Origin of the sequence: Pseudonocardia sp. ICBG162, from assembly GCF_020496225.1 — a bacterium.
Lineage (GTDB): Bacteria > Actinomycetota > Actinomycetes > Mycobacteriales > Pseudonocardiaceae > Pseudonocardia > Pseudonocardia alni.
The window spans coordinates 1-19,933 of the sequence record NZ_JAHLJD010000019.1 but is presented as its reverse complement, the minus strand read 5'-3'; the positions used below and the strand labels follow the sequence as shown (position 1 = coordinate 19,933).

Here is a 19,933-nt window from a genome sequence, read left to right as displayed (position 1 = left end):
GCCGGCCGTTGTCGCCGTCGCCGGTCTGGGCACGAGCGGAACCCAGGCCCTGATCCACGGCGTCGTCGCCACGTACTACCGGACGAGCGTGCGCAGCGCCGGAGTCGCGTGGTGCGTCGGGCTCGGCGGTGTCGGCGGTCCGCCGGTCGGTGGGCTGGTGGTGGCCTCCGGGCGCGTGCTCGACTCGATCTTCTACGTACTCGCCGCCCCCGCGGTCGTCGGTGGACTGCTGACCTGGGTGGTTCGGCGGACCATCGGCCGTCCGTGCGACGGCCGGCGATCCGGGACCCGGCTCCGGTCGCAGGGAGCTGATGTCTGATCGGTCGTTTTCTCACCATGTCCGTCTCGAATGGGACGCACCGGGTCCGCATCGACGGATTCGGCGCACCCCCCTGGGTCAGGACTGGGCATCCACCCAGTGTGCGCAGGAGAGGCGCGTGCGAACTTGCCTGTGACGCTGCCATCCGGCGCACACCGGAGTGACCACCACGGAGGACGTCATGACCGAAGACCTCGCGCATCTCGACACCCTGCTGGAATCGGCCGTCGTCGAGGACCGGGACGCCGGCATCTATCGCGCCAACCGTCGGATCTTCACCGACGAGGAGATCTTCGACTTGGAGATGAAGCACATCTTCGAGGGGAACTGGATCTTTCTCGCACATGAGAGCCAGCTCCCGAACAATGGTGACTACCTCACCGGTCACATCGGCCGGCAGCCGATTCTCATCACCCGGGACAAGCAGGGTGAACTGCACTGCCTCATCAACGCCTGTGCCCACCGCGGAGCGATGCTCTGCCGTCGTAAGACCGACAATCGTTTGACCCTCACCTGCCCGTTCCACGGCTGGACCTTCCGCAACGACGGGAAGTTGCTGAAGGTGAAGGAGCCCGACGGCGCCGGTTACCCGGAGAACTTCGCCACCGAGGGTTCGCACGACCTCACGAAGGTGGCGCGCTTCGAGTCCTACCGCGGGTTCCTGTTCGGGTCGCTGAACCCCGACGTCGTGCCGCTGGCCGAGCACCTGGGCGACACCACAAAGGTCATCGACATGCTCGTCGACCAGTCCCCGGAGGGCTTGGAGGTGCTGCGCGGCAGCTCGTCCTACACCTTCGACGGGAACTGGAAGGTCCAGGCCGAGAACGGCGCCGACGGCTACCACGTCTCCTCGGTGCACTGGAACTACGCCGCGACCACGTCACGACGCAGCTCGGGTGAGTCGAAGAACGACACCAAGGCACTCGACGCCGGCGGCTGGGGCAAGTCCGGAGGGGGCTACTGGTCTTATCCCAACGGCCACCTGTGCCTGTGGACGTGGGCGGCGAACCCGCAGGACCGCCCGCTGTGGAGCGAGATGGACACGCTCAAGGAGCAGTTCGGCGACGCCAAGGGCGAGTTCATGGTCAAGGGCAGCCGCAATCTGTGCGTCTACCCGAACGTCTACATCATGGACCAGTTCTCCACCCAGATCCGGATGTTCCGGCCCATCGCGCCGGACAGGACCGAGGTGACGATCTACTGCATCGCACCCAAGGGGGAGAGCGACGCCGCCCGCGCCCACCGGATCCGCCAGTACGAGGACTTCTTCAACGCATCGGGCATGGCCACCCCGGACGACCTGGAGGAGTTCCGCTCCTGCCAGCTCACCTTCCACGCCACCACTGCGCCGTGGAACGACATGTCCCGCGGAGCCGAGCACTGGCTCGCCGGCCCCGACGAGGTCGCCACGGCCCTCGACATGAACGGCGTGGTCTCCTCCGGGCTCAAGAACGAGGACGAAGGCCTCTACCCGGTCCAGCACTGTTACTGGCAGCGGATCATGCGTGCCGCCGCGGCGAAGGAGGCCGCGGGCGACGGGCACGACGCGCACGGGCACGGCTCGCTCACCGCCGAGGACCGTCGTGCCGCGAACGGCGAGGACGACAGGTCGAAGGGCAACGGCTCCGCCAAGAGCAACGGGCGGCGGCGAACGTCCACCGGTTCCGGCAGCACCGCCGAGCGGACCACCCGCGCCACGTCGACGACCGCCGCGACGAAGGGCTGACACGCGATGACCACCACCGAGAAGCGCAACGGCGCCGCCGCACCGACCACGGGCGGGAAGCTCATCACGCAGAACATGATCGAGCAGTTCCTCTACCGCGAGGCCCGCTACCTCGACGACCGCGAGTTCGAGAAGTGGCTCGAGTGCTACGCCGACGACGTCGTCTACTGGATGCCGTCCTGGGACGACGACGACCGGCTCACCGAGGACCCGCAGCGCGAGATCTCACTGATCTACTACGGCAACAAGGGCGGCCTGGAGGACCGGGTGTTCCGGATCCGGACCGAACGGTCGTCGGCGACGTCGATCCCCGAGCCGCGGACCAGCCACAACATCTCCAACGTCGAGGTCATCGAGCGCCGAGGTGACCTGGTCGACATCCGGTTCAACTGGCACACCATGTACTTCCGGTACAAGACCATCGACCCGTACTACGGCACGTCGTTCTACACGATCGACTTCTCCGGGGACGCCCCGCTGATCCGCCGCAAGACCGTGGTGCTGAAGAACGACTACATCCACCACGTCGTCGACATCTACCACTTCTAGAAGGGAGGACGGCGATGACCGTCACCGCTGACGCTCCGTCCTCCACCGGTACCGGTACGGCGGCGCACAAGGTCGCGCTGTCGTTCGAGGACGGGGTCACCCGGTTCATCGAGTGCCGCGAGGACCAGAGCGTCGCCGACGCGTCCTATCGGGCCCGGATCAACATTCCCGTCGACTGTTCCGACGGGGCGTGTGGCACCTGCAAGGCCTTCTGCGAGTCCGGCAGCTACGACGGCGGCTCGTACCTGGAGGACGCGCTGACCGACGACGAGGCCGAACAGGGCTACCTGCTGGCCTGCCAGGCCACGCCGCGTTCGGACATGGTCGTGCAGATCGCCACGACCTCGGCCGTCGCGAAGACCTCGGCGACCACCCACCGGGGCACCGTCACCGCGGTGAACCGTCTGTCGGACACCACCGTCGACCTGCGGATCGAGATCGAGCAGCGCGACAAGCTGGCGTTCCTGCCCGGCCAGTACGTCAACATCGCCGTGCCGGGCACAGAGGTCACCCGGTCGTACTCGTTCTCCAACGGGCCCGACGAGACCGAGCTGAGCTTCCTCGTGAAGATCACGCCCGGCGGCACGATGTCGGAGTACCTCGACCAGCGTGCCGCGGCCGGCGACGAGATCGAGCTGACCGGCCCGCACGGCAGCTTCTTCCTGCGCGAGTCCGAGGCGCCGCTGTTGCTGCTCGCCGGCGGGACCGGGCTGGCCCCGATCCTGTCCATCCTGCGCACGCTGGCGGCCACCGGGAGCGAGCGGCCGGTGCACCTGTTCTACGGCGCGACGACCGACGACGACGTCGTCGAGCTGGACACGCTGCGGGGCCTGGCCGAGAAGACCGGTCTCACCTGGGACTACTGCGTCGCCGACAAGCAGACCGCGGCGCCGAACCAGGGTTACGTGACCGCGCTGATCGAGGCCGAGCACCTGCACCACGGTGACGCCGCGGTGTACCTGTGCGGCCCCCCGCCGATGGTGGAGGCGGTGCGGACGTTCTTCTCCGACGAGGGGCACGAGCCGGCCGGATTCTACTTCGAGAAGTTCGCGCTGGCCGCCTCCCCGGACGAGAAGGCGGGGGAGAAGGCCGCCCCCGAGCCCTCGGCCGAGACACCCGACACCGACGGTGCGGAGGCCGAGACCGACGAACCGGCCGAGCCCGAGACCACCGTGGCCGCGCCGTCCGATGTGGATGGGCACTTCCAGACCCTCGGTGGCCGGGAGGGCCGTGGCATCAACGGGCAGGCCGTCACGATGTTCGGCGACCCCGAGCCCCTGTTCGGCGGGGGCCGGCCGGAGTCGGTCGGGTCCGCCGACGCGGTGTGGCGCATCACCGGTCAGCAGATCAGCGCCGCGTTCGGCGCCGGTGGGGACCTCACCGACCTCGACGACGACGCCGACCTGATCGTCAGCGCGGACGCGCGGTCGATGCAGGCCCAGGAGCTCGGACGCTCCGACGACCTCCGGCCGCTGGTCGAGCCCGCGCCCGCGTCCCGCCCCGCGGAGTCCGTCGTGGTCGCTGCCGACGGCTACGAGATCGGTGAGGAGCACCCGTCGATCCAGAAGTCCGACGCGATCTTCGACGCCCGTCAGGGCCTCGAGCTCGGGGCGCTCGAGCTGGTCATCGGGCGGATCGACACCCAGCAGATCGCGGGCTACCGGCTGCTCGCCCAGGCGACCGTGCCCTACGTCGACCGGGAGAACGCGCGCTTCACCGACGCGCACGCCTACACCGAGACGAACGCCGCGTTCCACGACTACCTGTTCACCCTGACCGGCAACGAGCACCTGCTGCGCGCCTACCAGGCGCTCGGGGTCAAGGGGGCGATGGCGGAGACGCTGCGGTCCGCGGTGTGGTGCCACCCGAACTGCGCGCAGGACCACCTCGACATCGTCGACGCGTTCGAGGCCGGGGACCGTGAGGCCGCGCGGGCCCTGATCGTCGAGCACGCGCAGAACTCGAAGGACACGATGCGTCGCGCCATGCGCGACGCCGAGGAGCGCCGGCGGCCCCGGTTCGTCACGCCGGGCCGTTTCGCCGGGAAGGTCGTGCTGGTCACCGGCGCGGCACAGGGTATCGGGGAGTGCACGGCCCGGCGCATCGCGGCCGAGGGCGGCACGCTCGTGCTGGCCGACCGCGCCGAGCACGTGCACGAGCTCGCCGACGAACTGGCCGGGGACGGGTCCGAGGAGTCGACGTCGATCGGCGTCACCGCCGACCTGGAGACCTGGGAGGGTGCCTCGGTGGTCGTCGACGCCGCGATCGCACGGTTCGGACGCATCGACGTCTCGATCCATACCGTGGGCGGCACGATCTGGGCCAAGCCGTTCGAGCACTACCCGCCCGAGCAGATCCGGGCCGAGATCAACCGGTCGCTGTGGCCAACCCTGTGGTGCTGCCGCGCGGTCGCCCCGCACATGGTCGAGCAGGGTGGCGGGACCATCGTGAACGTCTCCTCGGTGGCCACCCGCGGGCTCAACCGGGTGCCGTACGCGGCGGCGAAGGGCGGGGTCAACGCGATCACATCGGCCCTGGCCCTGGAGCTGGCCCCGCACGGGATCCGGGTCGTGGCCACCGCCCCCGGTGGCACGGACGCCCCGCCGCGACGGACCCCGCGCGGCCCTGCCCCGCAGGATGAGCAGGAACGTGACTGGTACGCCACGATCGTCGAGCAGACGACCGAGTCGTCGCTGATGAAGCGCTACGGCACGCTCGACGAGCAGGCAGCCGCACTCACGTTCCTGGCGTCCGACGAGGCGTCCTACATCACCGGGACGATCCTGCCGGTGGCCGGCGGCGACCTGGGGTGAGCCCGGAGCCGGTGCCGGGACGTCATGTCGCGCGTCCCGGCCCGGTGTCGTGACCACGAGGATCGGATGCATGATGCTGCTCGAAGGGCGTGACACCGTCGTCACCCGGCTGTCCGTGTACCGGCGGCGCGCGGCCACCGCCGCGTGCATGGTCGCGCTGACCGGCCCGTTGGGGTCGGGCAGGACCGCCGTGCTCGACGCCGTCGCACGGACGTCCGACGGTGTGGTGCTCCGCGGACGTGCGGCGCGCTGGGAGCAGTCGCGTGCGGGCGGAGTGGTCGCGCAGCTCCTCGGGACGCCGGACGAGGGCGGGACCGCGTTCGAGTGGGCCGGGCGCCTCGCCGGGCGGATCGGCGACGGAGCCGGGCTGGTCGTCGTCGACGACGCCCACGAGTCCGATCTGCTGTCGCTCCAGGCGTTGAGCACGCTGGTCGCCCATCACCCCCGGACGACGGTCCTCGTCGTGCTGGCGCTCGACCCCGCCCGCGCAGGTCGGGAGCACCACGAGGTCCTGGCACACGTCGAGGGCACCGTGCGCCTCGACCCGCTCGACGTGCGCAGCGTCGCGGCGATCGCCGCCGCGCGGGGTCGCCCGCTGACGCCGCTGGCGGCCGAGCGGCTGCGCCGCCACACCCGGGGCAACCCACGCCACGTCACGGCCCTGATCGACGAGGTCGACCCCGACGAGTGGGCGGACCCCTTCCTGCGGCTCCCTCCACCGGCGGCGGTGTCGGTCGCCGTCCGCGCCGAGCTCGATCTGCTCGATGAGGACGCGCGCACCCTGGTGGAGGCCGTCTGTGTCCTCGGGGAACGGGTCGAGCTGCACGAGGTGGCCCGCCTGGCCCGGCTCGACGACGTCCTCGGGCCGCTGGGCGAGGCGTCCACCGCCCGGCTGGTGACCCGGGGCGGCGGGCAGCTGGGACCCACGGTCGGCCCGCCCGATCCCATGGTGCGCGCCGCGGTGCTCGACCACCTCGGCCCGGCCCGCGCCGCCGAGCTCCGGCGGCTCGCCGCCACCCTGGTCGAGCAGCCGGAACGGTGCCTGCGCTACCTCGCAGCCGCCACGACCGGTCGCGACCCGGAACTCGCGGAACGCCTCGACGCACTCTCGGGCGAGGCGGCGGCCGACGGCCGGTGGAGCACCGTGGCCGGCCTGCTGCTCGACGCGAGCCGGCTGACCGACGAACGGGCCCTGCGCGAGAGCCGCCTCACCCGGGCCGTCGACGCGATGATCGGCGCCGGAGAGTGCCTGGATGCACAGGCTCTCGTCCCGGTGGTGGAGAGCCTGCGGGAGACGCCGCTGCGCAATGCCGTTCTCGGCTACCTCGCGATCATCGAGGGCAAGGCCGGTGAGGCCGGTGCCCGGCTGAGCCGGGCCTGGGAACTCACCGACGCCGACGCCGACCCCCGCACCGCCGCACTGGTCGCGCAACGCCACGTGCTCCACGCGCTCGGACGGTGCCGGGGGACCGATGTCATCGAGTGGACCGACCGCGTCGCACATCGTGCCGAGCCCGGCTCACCCGAAGCGGTGGAGGCCGCCGCGATCCGGGGTCTCGGGCTCGCCGCCGCGGGTGATCCCGCCGGAGCGGTCGAGGCCTACCGGCTGGCCGCCGACCAGATCCGCCATGGCGCCCAGCACCAGCGGGTCACGATGGGCCGCGGCTGGCTCGCCGTCGTGACCGACGACGTCGACGAGGCCCGGCCGGAGCTGGAGAGCGCCACGCCGACGACCCAGCTGGGCGGCTCGTCCCGCATCTCCCTGTGGGCCTGGGGCTGGCTGGCCCGCGCCCGTTTCCTCGGCGGCGACTGGGACGGCGCGCTCGCCGCGGTGGACGGCGGCCGCGCGCTGGGGGAGCGCACCGGCATCGCCCTGACGATGCCGCTCATCGAGTGGACCGCCGCGCAGGTGCACTCCCTGCGCGGCGAGTCCGACGCCGCCGACCGCGCCGCCCGCCGCAGCGAGTCGCGGGGCACGGCGTACGAGATCATGCGAGTGCCCGCGGTGCTCGCGCGGGCGCACATCGCCGAGTCGGCCGCCGACTACGAACGCGTCGTGCGTGTACTGGCGCCGCTCGACCGGCCCGGCGTCGGTGGATGCCTGGAGGAACCCGGGTGGTGGCCGTGGACGGACGTCTACGCGAACGCCCTGGTGATGACCGGGCGGCTCGACGAGGCAGACCGGTTCCTACGCCCGCACGAGAGCCGCGCGGCCGAGCGCGGCCACCGCTCCACCGCGGCCCGGCTCGGCTACGCCCGCGGCCGGTGGTTCGGCGCGCACGGCGACATCGACGCCGCGACGTCGTCGTTCGAGGCGGCCCTGCGCACCCTCGACGGGATGGCGCTGCGCTACGACCGGGCCCGGATCCACTTCGCGTACGGGCAGACGCTCCGCAGGGCGGGCAAGCGGCGCGATGCCGACACCGTCCTGCTCGTGGCGCGCGAGCTGTTCGACTCCCTCGGGGCGACGACCTACGTCGCGCGGTGCGATCGGGAGGTACGGGCCGGTGGGATCGGCGCCGGCCGCGACGACCGGGCCGCGGTCGACCTGACGCCACAGGAGACCGCCGTCGCCGAGCTCGTCACCCGCGGCATGGCCAACCGTGAGGTGGCAGCGGAGCTTCACGTGTCCACGAAGACCGTGCAGTACCACCTGACCCGCATCTACGCGAAATTCGGCGTCCGCACCCGGGCCGAGCTCATCGCCCGGCACGACCCCGGGTGAGCCGGCCCGCCCGGGCGGCCGATCCGCCCTGTCCACGGCGTGCTGACCGGCCCCGCTCTCCGGCACCTCTCGTGGGCCGGGGTGGTCCTGGTGCTCGGCTCGAGTGGCTGGATCAGGATTGCGATGGCGGCGGTCCCGGACCGACCAACGCCCTGCTGACCGTGTGCGGCTCCCGTCAGCGGCAGCACACGGCCGGCATCACCTGCGGTGTGTGGGCGACGGGCTTCGGCGCGACGGCCCGTGTCTCGCGGTCTCACACGGCTCCGACTACCTGCCCCTCAGGGCTGATGTGCTTGCACGATGGCGCCGGCGAATGTGTCGGGCGCCTCGACCGGGACGAAGTGGCCGACCCCGTCCACGGGCTGCACGGTGACCTGCGCGAAGAACTCTCCGACACGGTCGGACCAGGCGCCCGGGAACAGGGGGTCGTGCTCGGCCCAGAGGAACGTCGTGGGGACCGTGATCTTCTCGTCGGGGACCGTCTCGCCCAGGTAGCGCGCCACGACGTCTCCGGCCGCTCGGTAGTACCCGATCGAAGCAACGAACGCGCCGGCGGGGCCGTACGCCGACGTCAGGTGCTCGAGCCGGGCGGCGTCCATGATGAAGTCAGGGCCGGACCAGCGGGTCCAGAAGTACTCCAGATAGTCCCGCACAGCGTCGGGTTTCCCGTCGAGGAGCTTCTCGGCCAGGTCGAGATGATGGAATGACTGGTACCAGAACTCGCGAAACGGATCTTCGCTGAGAATGCGTGACCCGACGCCCGGAGCTGGTGGCGTGATGACCATGGCGCTGAGCAGGTCGGGCCTGTCCTTCGCGATCTGCTGACCGACCCTGCTGCCGATGTCGTAACCGCCCAGCACGACTCGGGAGAGCCCCAACTCCTCCATCAGTCCCGTGACGCTGCGGGCCTGGGCCACCAGGCTGTAGTGGTCGCCGGGGTCGCGGAGGTGCTTGTCCGAGGCGCCGAAACCGCGCAGGTCCGGCACGACGACGTCGAACTCGTCCCCCAGCCTCTCGGCGACGGACGCCATGTCCGTCCGGTCCCCAGGCCAACCATGAAGCAGGACCACCGGCGTCCGACCCACCGATCCCAGACGGTCGAAGCTCAGGGTGAACCCATCGACCCGGGCGCCCGTCGGCATGGAGAACACGCTCCTTCCAGAACGTCTGCCTGCGACCCGAGCCGCGAGCGACACACGCCTTCGCACGTCGAGCAGCCCAGCATCGAGGACCGCCTTCCGCGAACTCTAGTGGCTGGACGGACGACAACCGTCGAGATCAGGCCACTCCCGCACAACGGCAAGGCGGCTCGTCACCCGGCACCACGAGCGCCTCCGCCGCTGGAGCCGACGAGGACCGTCACCCCGGGGTCCGCCTCGCCCGTGGCACACGCTGTGGGCTCCGGGTCGACGAGGCCCCGCTCGGAAGGCGGGCACCCCGACTGCGTTCGTCGTCCGGTCATCGTGTGCCGCCGGTCGGTACGTACGTGCCGGAGGACGAGGATGAGCGCTGCCGCTTCGGCACTGACGAGGCTGACGAGGAGCTCACCGTCATAGGGTCCCGGCGGGCCGATCCACAGCCGGAGCACGGCTGCGACGAGCGCGATCAGCAGGATCGCGGCGAGGAGAACGAGCAGTCCGCCGTTGCGTGACCACCACGAGGGCCGGCTCATCAGCACGGGTCGTCTCCGGGCCGGGCCGGGCCGGCCAAGGCGGTCGACGCGGTGTCGGGGCGGAACCGGTGCCCGGTCAGGACCGCGGAGCGCGCCAGCAGAACGCCGCCGACGGCGGAGGTCACCAGCTGCAGGACGACGGCGAGCAGGACCATGAGGCCGTCGGCCACACCGGGGGAGACCAGGAACGCGCCGACGAGCACGAGGGTGATGCCGCCGCCGGTGGCGGTGGCGACGGCGGATGCCCGCATGTAGACGTCGCCGAAGCGCAGCAGCCCGACCGCGGCGAGCAGCAGGACCAGTGCGCCCGACACGGTGAGGATCTGTCCGAACACGGTCATCGGGCACCTCCGGTGAGGGCACGGGCGAAGGAGACGGTGGCGAGGAACGCGACCATGGTGGCGACCAGGACGATGTCGAACGTCGATGTACTGGCGGTCCGGACACCACCGAGAGCGATCATCGCGACGACGGCGACGGTGAGCAGCTCAGCGCCGACGACCCGGGATCCGCGGTCGGGCCCGCGCACGATGCGGATCACGGCGAGCAGGGCGACCAGACCGCAGAGGGCCAGGGCGATGTCGATGCCGATCACGTGTGCCCCTCGCTGCGGCCCAGGGCGTGCAGGAGCCGGGCCTGCAGGTCGTGCAGTGCGGTGAGTGCCATGCCGTCGTCGGCGTGGTGCATGGAGTGCACGAGCAGGACGTCCTGACCGTCGACGACGCCGAGGGTCAGGGTGCCCGGTGTCATGGTGATCAGAGCTCCGAGAGCCGCGGCCGTGGTCCGGCTGCCGCCGGTCAACGGCAGCCGGACCAGACGCGGGGTGGCCGAGGAGCCGGGAGTGAGGACGTCTCCGAGGACGTCGCGCGCGGAGCGGGCGATCTGCCCGGCGAACCAGGTCAGGAACGCCACGACGCGTAGTGGGCGGGTGAGGATGTCGGTCATGAGGTGAGTACCGCCTCCACATAGGTGTCGGTCTCGAGCAGGCCGGCGGCCGCCGTGGCCGAGAGCCCGTAGAGCAGTTCTGCGCCGAGCCCCAGACCGAGGGTGACCGCGGCCAGGACGAGGGCGGGAAGGGTGAGCCGGATACCGACGCGGGGGACGGTCGGCGCCAGGACGCCGGTGCCGCCACCGCTCCCGTCCTGGTCGTCCTCGTCGGATCGCCGGACCAGCGCGGTCCAGACCTTGATCATCGACAGGAGGGTGAGCAGGCTGACCACGATCGCCACGACGGCCGCGGCGACCTGATCCGCGTCGAGCGCGGCCAGGATGAGGGTCAGCTTGGCGACGAACCCGGAGAACGGTGGGATCCCGGCCAGGGACAGCGCGGCCAGGCCGAAGACGGCGACGAGCAGCGGGTCGCGGCGCGCGACACCGCGAATCCGGTCCAGCGCGCCGGTGCCGTGCCGCTCCTCGACCGCGCCGGCGGACAGGAACAGCGCCGCTTTCACGATCATGTGGTGCAGCAGGTAGAAGATGCCCGCGGCCAGTCCGAGCGGGGTGAACAGGGCGACGCCGAGCAGGATGTAACCGATCTGGCTGACCATGTGGAACGCCAGGATGGAGCGCATCGTGGTCTCCCCGACCGCGCCGAGCACCCCCACGAGCATCGTCGCGCTGAACACGACGACCCCCAACCACAGCCACCGGGTGTCGCCGTCGAACACGACCGCGTAGATCCGGTAGATCGCGTACACCGCGACCTTGGTGTGCAGCCCGGAGAACAGAGCGGTGACCGCGGGTGTGGTGGCGGGGTACGCGCGGGCGAGCCAGCCGTGCACGGGCACGACCGCCGCCTTCATGGCCAGTGCGGCCAGGCAGAGGCCCGCGGCGACGGCGACGGTGGTCGACTCCCGTGCCGCGCCGGCGAGTTCGCCGAGGTTGACCGTTCCGGCCGTGCCGTAGACGAGCGCGACGCCGGCGAGGAACAGGGTGGACACGAACAGGTTGAACGCCACGTAGAGCCGCGTGCCGGTGACCTGCCCCAGGGTGCCTCGCCCGGTACGGGCGAGGACGAGGAGCCCGAAGCTGGGCAGCAGCATGACCTCGATGAAGACGAACAGGTTGAACAGGTCCGCAGTGAGCAGTGCGCCGTTGACCCCACCGACCAGCGCGAGGACCAGGGGGATGAACAACCTGGCGCCGCCGACGGCGGTCATGAGTGCGAACACGGTGCACAGCAGGGCGAGCAGCGCCGTGACCGTCAGCATCAACGCGGCCAGGGTGTCGGCGACGAACGGGATCGAGATCCCGCCGGGCCAGCCGCCGACCTGCTCGGACAGCACGGTCCCGTCGGAGGTGGCGACGACCAGCGCGACGCCGGCGGCGACGTTGGCCGTGAGCGTGACGAGCAGGACGGTGTACGCCCAGCGGGCCCCGGTCCGGGCCGGAGCGGTGGCGCCGGCGGCCAGCAGCGGCAGGCCGGCGAGCAGCGGCAGCAGGGATGCGGTCATCGCGTGACCTCCGCCCGCGCCGGCGCCGCACCGTTGCCGGACGCACCGGTGTGGTCGTCGTCTGCGGCGCCGTCCCGCGTGTCGCCGTCACCGGACGGGTGAGCGGGGTCCCCGGCATCGAGGGTGGTGTCGTCGCCCGACCGGCCGGTCACGGCGAGGACGAGCATGACGACGGTGACGGCGAAGGCGATCACGATCGCGGTGAGCGCGAACGCCTGCGGGAGCGGATCCGCGGCGGACACGGCGTCGGTGCCCTCCAGCGGCTCGCCGCGACGCCGGACACCGCCCGCGGAGAACAGGACGAGGTTGACGGCATGGCCGAGCATGAGGAACCCCAGTACGGAGCGGAGGTAGCTGCGGTCGAGGAGCAGGTAGGCGGCGCCGGACACGAGGGCGCCGATCGTCAGGGCGAGCATCATCGGAGGGCCTCCTCCGGCATCGGGTCGTGCCGGTCATCGGATTCGGTGTGCTGTCCGGGTGTGGACCGGCCGGGATGTGGATGGATGCCCGGTGCGCCGGCCCCCGGGGTGCCGAGCAGGTTGAGGGCTGCGACGACGACGCCGAGCACGGCGAGGTAGACCCCGACGTCGAAGACCAGGGCGGTCGTGAGGTGCACGCCGAGAACGTCCATGTGCAGGGGCCGGAGGAAGGACCCGTCGGCCAGGCCGAGCAGACCGACGACGGCGGCCACCACGGCACCGGCCCCGGCGACGAGCAGGAACGGCAGCCGCACCCGGCCGGAGGAGTCCGACGGGGCGGCGAGGTAGGCCAGGACCAGGGCGGCGGCGCCGAGCAGGGCACCGATGAAACCCCCGCCGGGGGCGTTGTGCCCACGCAGGAGGACGAGTACGGAGGCGACCAGGAGCACGGGCACCAGCACCTTCGCCGCAGCCGCGAGGAACACCGCGTTCGCCTCCGGATCACGTACCGGCGCAGCGGTGGCGACGCCCTCGGCCTCGCGGACCGGCTGCGGACGGCGTGCGTCGAGCAGGACGGCGACGACGAGTGCGGCCAGCACCAGCACGACGAGTTCGCCGAAGGTGTCCAGGGCGCGGAAGTCGACCAGGATCGTGTTGACCACGTTGGTGCCACCGGTCCGGTCCTCGGCCTCGGCCAGGAACCACTCCGCTGCCGGCGACGGGGCACGCCACCCGGTCAGCGCGAGGGTGGCGAGTGTCGCGGCGCCCCCCGCCCCTGCTGCCAGCACGATCCGCAGGGCCCGCCGTGCCCGCCCGCGGTGTGCGCTGCGGGCGGCGAAGGGCGCGGGCAGGCGACGCAGCACCAGCACGATCACGGCCACGGTCAGCACCTCGACCAGCAGCTGGGTCAGCGCGACGTCGGCGGCACCGAGCTCGTAGAACCACATGGCGACCGCGAAGCCGATCACCCCGGACGCGACGACGGCGGCGAGGCGGGTGCGGGCCGCGAGGACCGCGACGATCCCACCCGCGGTGAGCAGGAGCAGGAACACGTCCCACGGACGCGACGTGCCCGGCGCTGCAGCGAGTCCGCCGGTCTGCGCCGCGACAGCCCCGCCGCCGCCGGCCGCAACCAGCAGGAGGGGGACGAGCAGGTGCCGGGCAGGGGCGTCACCACGGTAGGGGCGGCCGGTGGCCCGGCCCAGGTCGACGACACCGCTGCGCAGCCGCTCCACGACCGCCACGCCGGTGACCGGGAACAGCGCCCGGTCCAGTGCCCGGTCCACCCACCGGTGAGCGACGGCCACCACTGTCCCCAGGGCGATGGCGATCGCCGAGACCACCAGCGCCGGGGTGACGCCGTGCCACACGGAGATGACCGGGACCGCCGCCGGGGCCACCCCGAGAGCCGCTGCCGCCGACGACCGCAGCGGGCCGTCGAGCAGCGAGACCGCCGGCCCGAGCAGGGCACCGGCGAGCGCGGTGACGGTGACCGCCCCGGCCATCGTCCGTGCACCGCCGGGGGGACCGAGCGCGGTCGTCGACCCGAACAACACGGGGAACACCATCCGTGCGCTGTAGGCGACGGTCAGCACCGCGGCGGCGCCGAGCCCGACGGCAGCGAGCAGTGCCGCGCCCCCGTCCCCGGACAGGGCGGCGTCGAGGACGTACTCCTTGGACACGAAGCCCAGCGTCACCGGTACGCCCGCCATGCTCAGGGCGATCAGGGCGATCATCGTGGCGGTCCAGGGCATCGACCGGAACAGGCCGCGCAACTCACGCAGGTCGCGGGTCCCGGCACGGCGCTCCACCAGACCCACGGTCATGAAGCCGGCGGACTTGAACAGGGCGTGCGCGACGACGTGGGCGCTGGCGGCCAGCAGCGCGGTCGCGGTCCCGACGCCGATGACGGCCACGAGCAGACCGAGCTGGCTGATCGTGGAGTACGCGAGCATCTCCTTGAGATCGCTCCGCTGCAACGCGAACACGCCGCCCAGCAGCGCCGTCACCACGCCGACCGTGACCAGCAGCCATGGCCACAGCGGCGACGACGACGCCGCGCCGGCGAAGCGCATCAGCAGGTAGATGCCGGCCTTGACCATCGCCGCCGCGTGCAGGTAGGCGCTGACGGGTGCCGGGGCGACCATGGCGTCGGGCAGCCACGAGTGGAACGGGAACTGCGCCGCCTTGGTCATCGCGGCCACGGCGACCAGGACGGCGACGACACCGGCGAACACCGGATCCTGCGTCCAGGCCGGGTCGGCGAGCGCGGCCGACAGCTGCGTGGTCCCGGTCCGCACCACGATCGCGCACACCGCACCCAGCAGCGCCAGGCCGCCGGCGACGGTCACCAGCAACGTCCGTGCCGCCGGTGCTCGCCCCGCAGATCCCACCCGCAGGATCAGCAGATAGGAGCAGAGGGTGGTGATCTCCCACGCCACGAACAGCACGACCAGGTCGTCGGCGAGGACCAGGGTCAGCATCGCCGCGGCGAACGCGGTCATCAGCGCGAAGAAGCCGCCCGCCCGCTCCTCGGTGACATAGGAGGTCGAGTACGCCAGCACCACCGCGCCGACTCCGAGGACGAGCAGGGCGAACAGCCAGCCGAGCCCGTCCACCCGCAGCCGCAGCGCGATCTCCAGCGAGGGGATCCACGGCACCGCCTCGGTGCGCGTGCCGGGTCCGCGGGCGGCGACGACGGAGGTCAGAGCCGTGAGCACCACGACGGCGAGCCATCCGCCGCGCGCCCCGACCCGGTTCGCGAGTACCGCGACCGAGGGAACGAGCAGCCACAGGGCCGCCAGAACACAGAACAACGACATCGGAGAAAGAGCTCCTCGCGCGAATTTCGGGCACAAGTATCAGACGAAACCCGAAATGGGAATCGCCGACGTGTCGAAACATTGCAACCCGCGCACCGCGATGCTGCGCATGCGGTCAGGTCGCGGCAACATGCCGCCTGTCGGTGCGGAGTCGCGAGCTCAGGCGTCGGGAGCGACGCCGGCGAGGATGGCTCCCCACGACGAGGGATGACCATTGGTGCCCGGATGCGGCACGAGCCACTGCAGGGCCCGGTTGGCGCATCGAGTAATCACGCCCAGAGAATACGCGATTCTTGCGGCTGTCGTCGCGCGGGACGGATGCGATCCACGCCACCGTTCTCGCTGCATGGCGAAAAAATTGCGGCGACGATCCGTGAGCACTGTCTTTGCGCGATCTTTACGGGCCCCTCGTTCACCCACGCGACTCGACGTGCCTACGGTGGCCTCGGTGTGCCGGGAAGCCTGGTCGGCGAGCAGAACACGCACGCTCGACGAAGGGCAGCCCCGCGATGGACATCTACCGCTCCGAACCCGGCCGTGCCCTGCTGCGCGACTGGAGCAGCCTGCAGATCAGCCGGCTGCTGCCCGACGCGCGTTGCCGGTGGATCGACACCCCCTTGGGGGCGACCCACCTCACGACCGTCGGCTCCGGGCCGGCCGTGGTGCTCCTGCCCGGTACGACCTTCGGCGTCGCAGCATCGGCGTACGTCGTGCGGGCTCTGGCCGCCGACCACCGGGTCACGGCCGTGGACGTCCCCGGACAGCCCGGACTCAGCCACGGCGAGAGGCCCGCCGACGATCTCGTCGGCCGGTACCGCGCCTGGATCGACGAGGTGCTGGCCGCGGTCGGGACCGAGCCGGCGACGATCGTCGGTGAGTCCCTCGGCGCTGCTGTCGCGCTCTGCGCCGGCCCCGGCCCGGCGGTCGCCGGGCTCCTCCTCGTCGCCCCGGCCGGTCTCGTGCCCGCGCGGGTGACCGCGAGTCTGCGCCCGGCCCTGCCCTGGCTGTGGCATCCCACGGAGGCCCGCACCGAGCGGGTGCTGTCCTTCCTCTCCGGCGGTGCACCGCTGCCCGACCGGCGCCACCTCGTCGAGTGGATGACGCTGGTCCCCGAGCACGCCCGCAGCTCGCTGGCGCCGGCCCCCCTGCCCAACGCGGTCCTCACCGCCTGGCGCGACACCCCGTGCGTCGTCCTGGCCGGCCGCCGCGCCCCGATCTTCCCGGCGGAGGAGCTGACCCGCCCCGCCCGGATGCTGCTCGGGGCCCGCGTCGAGTTCGTCGCCGACGCGGGGCACCTGCTCGCCCACTCCCACCCCGACGCCGTCCGTCGCGGGATCACCGCGCCGGCCGGCCCCGGGGCGGGGTGAGGCGACTCAGAACTGCAGGCCCAGCGCCCACCCGCCGAGCAGGAACGCGAACCCGGTGATCAGCAGGACGCCGACCACGTTGAGCAGCAGCCCGCCGCGGGCCATCTGACCGATGGTGACCACGCCGGACCCGAAGACGATGGCGTTGGGCGGGGTGCCGACCGGCAGCATGAACGCGCAGGTCGCGGCCAGCGCCGCCGGGATGAGCAGCGTCATCGAGTCGGCGCCGATGCCGATCGCGACCCCGCCGAGCACCGGGATGAACGTCGCCGCCGTCGCGGTGTTGCTGGTGACCTCGGTCAGGAACAGCACGATCGTCACCACCGCGGCGACCAGCAGCAGCACCGGCAGCACGCCGAGGCCCGCGACGCTCGTACCGATGAACTCGTCGAGCCCGCTGGAGGCCACCGCCCCGGCCAGGGCGAGCCCGCCCCCGAACAGCAGCAGGACGCCCCAGGGCAGGCCCGCCTGGGCGTCGGGCCAGGCCAGCAGCATCCGGTATCCGCCACCCCGCCGGCCGGTCGCGGCCTCGTCGGGCGGGGTGGTCGCCGACGGCAGGAAGAACAGCGCGATGCCCGCTGCGATCGCGATCGCGGTGTCGTTGAGCCCGCCGAGCCACGGCAGCGCGGCGTCGACGGCGTCGAACTCGGTGAGCAGGCCCGGCACGATCCACAGGAACGCCGCGGAGGCGAACACCGCGAGTACGCGCTTCTCGGCCGTGCTGGCCGGGCCCATCTCGCGCAGCTGCTCGTCGATCATCTCCCGGCCGCCGGGGATCTCGGTCAGTGTGGTCCGGAACAGCACCCGGGTGATCAGCAACCACGCGACGGTCACGAACACCACGACGATCGGGACCCCGAGCTGCATCCAGCCGACGAAGCTGATGTCGCGGTCGAGCTCGTCCTGGACGTAGCCGGCGACGATGGCGTTCGGCGGGCTGCCCAGCAGCGTTCCGAGTCCGCCGATGGACGAGGCCCACGCCACGGAGAGGACCAGTCCGATGCCGAACGAGCGCACCGCCGGGTCGCGGATGGTCTCACTGAGCGGGGCGCCGCGACGGACCTCGTCGCCGCCGCCCCCGGCACGCTCGGCGACCAGCGCCAGGACCGACAGCGCGATCGGCAGCATCATCAGTGTGGTCGCGGTGTTGGACACCCACATCGACAGGAACGCCGTCGCCACCATCATGCCGAGCACGATCCGGGTCGGTGTGGTGCCCACTGTCCGCAGCGTCAGCAGCGCGATCCGCCGGTGCAGGTGCCACTTCTGCATGGCGATCGCGATGAGGAACCCGCCCAGGAACAGGAAGACGATCGGGTCCCCGACCGACACCACCCCGAACGCGGGGAACAACACCACCGGCAGCAGCGCGGTCGCCGACAGCGGAATGGCCTCGGTGACCCACCACGTCGCCATCAGGACACCGATCGCCGCGACCATCCGCGCCTCGGCGGGCAGGTCCTGCGCCGCCCCGAGCAGCAATTACGTCAGCAGGGCGAGAGCCACGCCGAGCAGACGCAGCGACCACGTCGCCCGCGGGGTTCTGCCGTCGGCCGCGGTCGCCGCTCCCGGAGCCGGCGGATCCGCCGTGGCCGTACCGGGCTCGGGACCGCTGTCGTTCGTCGTCATCGTCGGAACCCCCGTCGTACGGCCGCTGTGCTGCGTCGCGGACCGTACCCGAATTACCCCCATTCGGGTCGTTTGTTCTCGTTCGAACGCACGACCGAACGACCGAACGACCGGAGGAACGGCACGGGCTAGACGGCGTGGTACGACGGGACGGCCACGACGCGGGTCACCCGGGCGGCGTCCAGCGGGAATCCCTGCGATCGACGATGCCGTCACGGCACCTGCGCCCTGCGACCGTGGAACGACGCCGCACGATGCCCGACCGGACCGCCTACGCGACGAGCAGTACCCAGGTCCGCCCCGGGTGCAGGGGCACCTCACGGCCGTCGGGCGCGGTCAGACGGGTGGGGTCGCCCACGGCGGGGCGGGACCACCGGGCGGGGAACGAACGGCCGTCACGCAGGACCTCGGCATCGCCCGCACCGACGGTGAGCGCGATCGGGGAGGCCGAGCCGGCGCTGTCCCGGACGGAGGACTCGACGACCCCGACCCGTTGCACGACGACCGTGTCCGCCCGCACCGGCCGCCGGTCCGGACCGGCCACGGCGAGCTCGCCGCCGGTCGCGATCGTCCAGGCGTCGTCGGGCGCGCTCCAGGTGACGGTGACGGCGGTGGAACCCACCCGGACGGTGCGCTCCGGGGCGGGGGCACCCCCGTCCGGCGCCGGCCCGAAGCGCAGGCCGATGTCCTGGACCGGCCCCGCCTCCGGTACCCGGCCGCCGAGGTCCGCCAGGTCCACGTAGACGTTCACCGGCGCCGGTCGCCGCTCGTCACGCCGGAACGCCGCCGGGAACCCACGGGGCACGACCGGGACCAGCGGCGCGGCGACGAGCCGGTCCAGGACCGGCGGCGCGGCGCCGGAGAAGACGAGGGCCGGGCGGCCGTAGGCGCCGAGCACGCCGATGTCGGTCTCCCGGGCACTGCGCACCGGCCCCACCGAGCCCGGCAGCTGCGAGGCGAACACCGCGAGCAGCCGGGTGAGGCCGCCCTCGACCGGCTCGACGTAGACGACGTCGGCGAACTCGACGCCGTCCCACGGGCGCGCCTTCGCGGTGTTGTCGACCTTCACGGCGAACACTCTCGCTCCGGGCTCGGAGGGCAGCCCGGTCAGCGGTGACAGGAGCGGTGCCGGCGGCGCCGGAGCGGTGGTCGCCGGTGGCGGCACCGGCACGGACGGAGCGCATCCGACGGCGCCCACCAGCACCAGCCCGACGAGGGCTCTCACCGCCGGGTTCCCACGCACCGGCGCACCGTACTCCGCCCCATCGTGCGTCCTCCGGCTACCCGGCCGAGCGCGAGCCGGTCCTCAGAACGGGTACTGCGGCAGGTCACCGCGGACCGTGACCCACTGGGTCTCGGTGAACGCCTCGATGTTGGCCTCGGCGCCGCCGTGGCGCGATCCGTTGCCCGAGTCCCCGACCCCGCCGAAGGGGGCGACC

General features: G+C 72.1%; 16 protein-coding genes. 7 read left to right on the top strand and 9 right to left on the bottom strand.

Annotated features, from left to right (window positions below; genetic code table 11):
- Positions 1 to 88 precede the first annotated feature (88 nt).
- From KPL60_RS18595 to KPL60_RS18575, 5 genes are all read left to right on the top strand, one after another.
- Positions 89 to 319, top strand: a complete 231-nt coding sequence (locus tag KPL60_RS18595) for a hypothetical protein (RefSeq protein WP_226366622.1) — start codon at positions 89 to 91, stop codon at positions 317 to 319.
- Between the two features lie 181 nt (positions 320 to 500).
- Entirely contained in the window at positions 501 to 2,045 is a 1,545-nt protein-coding gene (gene benA, locus KPL60_RS18590; RefSeq protein WP_305080696.1) for a benzoate 1,2-dioxygenase large subunit, read from the top strand.
- A 6-nt stretch (positions 2,046 to 2,051) separates the two neighbouring features.
- A complete protein-coding gene (gene benB / locus KPL60_RS18585; RefSeq protein WP_305080695.1) occupies positions 2,052 to 2,594 on the top strand; it encodes a benzoate 1,2-dioxygenase small subunit in 543 nt (180 codons plus the stop codon).
- Positions 2,595 to 2,608: 14 nt separating this feature from the next.
- Positions 2,609 to 5,407, top strand: coding sequence for a benzoate 1,2-dioxygenase electron transfer component BenC (gene benC, locus KPL60_RS18580; protein WP_226366621.1), 2,799 nt, complete (start codon positions 2,609 to 2,611; stop codon positions 5,405 to 5,407).
- A 70-nt stretch (positions 5,408 to 5,477) separates the two neighbouring features.
- On the top strand, positions 5,478 to 8,132 hold the full coding sequence (locus KPL60_RS18575; RefSeq protein ID WP_226366620.1) for a LuxR family transcriptional regulator: 2,655 nt from the start codon (positions 5,478 to 5,480) through the stop codon (positions 8,130 to 8,132).
- A 278-nt stretch (positions 8,133 to 8,410) separates the two neighbouring features.
- On the opposite strand, the gene KPL60_RS18570 is transcribed toward KPL60_RS18575, so the two are convergent.
- Complete coding sequence (locus tag KPL60_RS18570; RefSeq protein ID WP_226366900.1) at positions 8,411 to 9,274, bottom strand: alpha/beta fold hydrolase; 864 nt, start codon at positions 9,272 to 9,274, stop codon at positions 8,411 to 8,413.
- A 344-nt stretch (positions 9,275 to 9,618) separates the two neighbouring features.
- Between KPL60_RS18570 and KPL60_RS18565 the strand changes: the two genes are divergently transcribed.
- A complete protein-coding gene (locus tag KPL60_RS18565) occupies positions 9,619 to 9,783 on the top strand; it encodes a hypothetical protein (protein ID WP_226364780.1) in 165 nt (54 codons plus the stop codon).
- Between the two features lie 20 nt (positions 9,784 to 9,803).
- On the opposite strand, the gene KPL60_RS18560 is transcribed toward KPL60_RS18565, so the two are convergent.
- Genes KPL60_RS18560 through mbhE form a run of 6 tightly spaced genes read right to left on the bottom strand, consistent with a single transcriptional unit; the run spans position 9,804 to position 15,498 of the window.
- Positions 9,804 to 10,145: a monovalent cation/H(+) antiporter subunit G gene (locus KPL60_RS18560; protein WP_226364779.1), complete on the bottom strand. Its 342-nt coding sequence runs from the start codon at positions 10,143 to 10,145 to the stop codon at positions 9,804 to 9,806.
- Positions 10,142 to 10,399 carry a monovalent cation/H+ antiporter complex subunit F gene (locus KPL60_RS18555; RefSeq protein WP_226364778.1) on the bottom strand — a complete coding sequence of 86 codons (258 nt, stop codon included), beginning with the start codon at positions 10,397 to 10,399 and terminating at the stop codon, positions 10,142 to 10,144. The genes KPL60_RS18560 and KPL60_RS18555 overlap by 4 nt, the downstream gene beginning before the upstream one ends.
- Positions 10,396 to 10,749 (bottom strand): Na+/H+ antiporter subunit E, encoded by a 354-nt coding sequence (locus KPL60_RS18550; RefSeq protein WP_226364777.1) that lies wholly within the window; start codon positions 10,747 to 10,749, stop codon positions 10,396 to 10,398. Before KPL60_RS18550 ends, KPL60_RS18555 begins: the two co-directional genes overlap by 4 nt.
- On the bottom strand, positions 10,746 to 12,257 hold the full coding sequence (locus KPL60_RS18545; protein ID WP_226364776.1) for a monovalent cation/H+ antiporter subunit D family protein: 1,512 nt from the start codon (positions 12,255 to 12,257) through the stop codon (positions 10,746 to 10,748). The genes KPL60_RS18550 and KPL60_RS18545 overlap by 4 nt, the downstream gene beginning before the upstream one ends.
- Positions 12,254 to 12,676, bottom strand: a complete 423-nt coding sequence (locus KPL60_RS18540; protein ID WP_226364775.1) for a sodium:proton antiporter — start codon at positions 12,674 to 12,676, stop codon at positions 12,254 to 12,256. The genes KPL60_RS18545 and KPL60_RS18540 overlap by 4 nt, the downstream gene beginning before the upstream one ends.
- Complete coding sequence (gene mbhE / locus KPL60_RS18535; RefSeq protein ID WP_226364774.1) at positions 12,673 to 15,498, bottom strand: hydrogen gas-evolving membrane-bound hydrogenase subunit E; 2,826 nt, start codon at positions 15,496 to 15,498, stop codon at positions 12,673 to 12,675. Before mbhE ends, KPL60_RS18540 begins: the two co-directional genes overlap by 4 nt.
- Positions 15,499 to 16,007: 509 nt before the next feature.
- Here mbhE and KPL60_RS18530 point away from each other — a divergent pair.
- Positions 16,008 to 16,865 (top strand): alpha/beta fold hydrolase, encoded by an 858-nt coding sequence (locus tag KPL60_RS18530; RefSeq protein WP_226364773.1) that lies wholly within the window; start codon positions 16,008 to 16,010, stop codon positions 16,863 to 16,865.
- A 6-nt stretch (positions 16,866 to 16,871) separates the two neighbouring features.
- Here the strand turns inward: KPL60_RS18530 and KPL60_RS18525 are convergent, their stop codons facing one another.
- Entirely contained in the window at positions 16,872 to 18,347 is a 1,476-nt protein-coding gene (locus KPL60_RS18525; protein ID WP_226364772.1) for an SLC13 family permease, read from the bottom strand.
- 418 nt (positions 18,348 to 18,765) lie between these two features.
- On the bottom strand, positions 18,766 to 19,737 hold the full coding sequence (locus KPL60_RS18520) for a DUF3048 domain-containing protein (protein ID WP_226366619.1): 972 nt from the start codon (positions 19,735 to 19,737) through the stop codon (positions 18,766 to 18,768).
- Between the last annotated feature and the right edge of the window lie 196 nt (positions 19,738 to 19,933).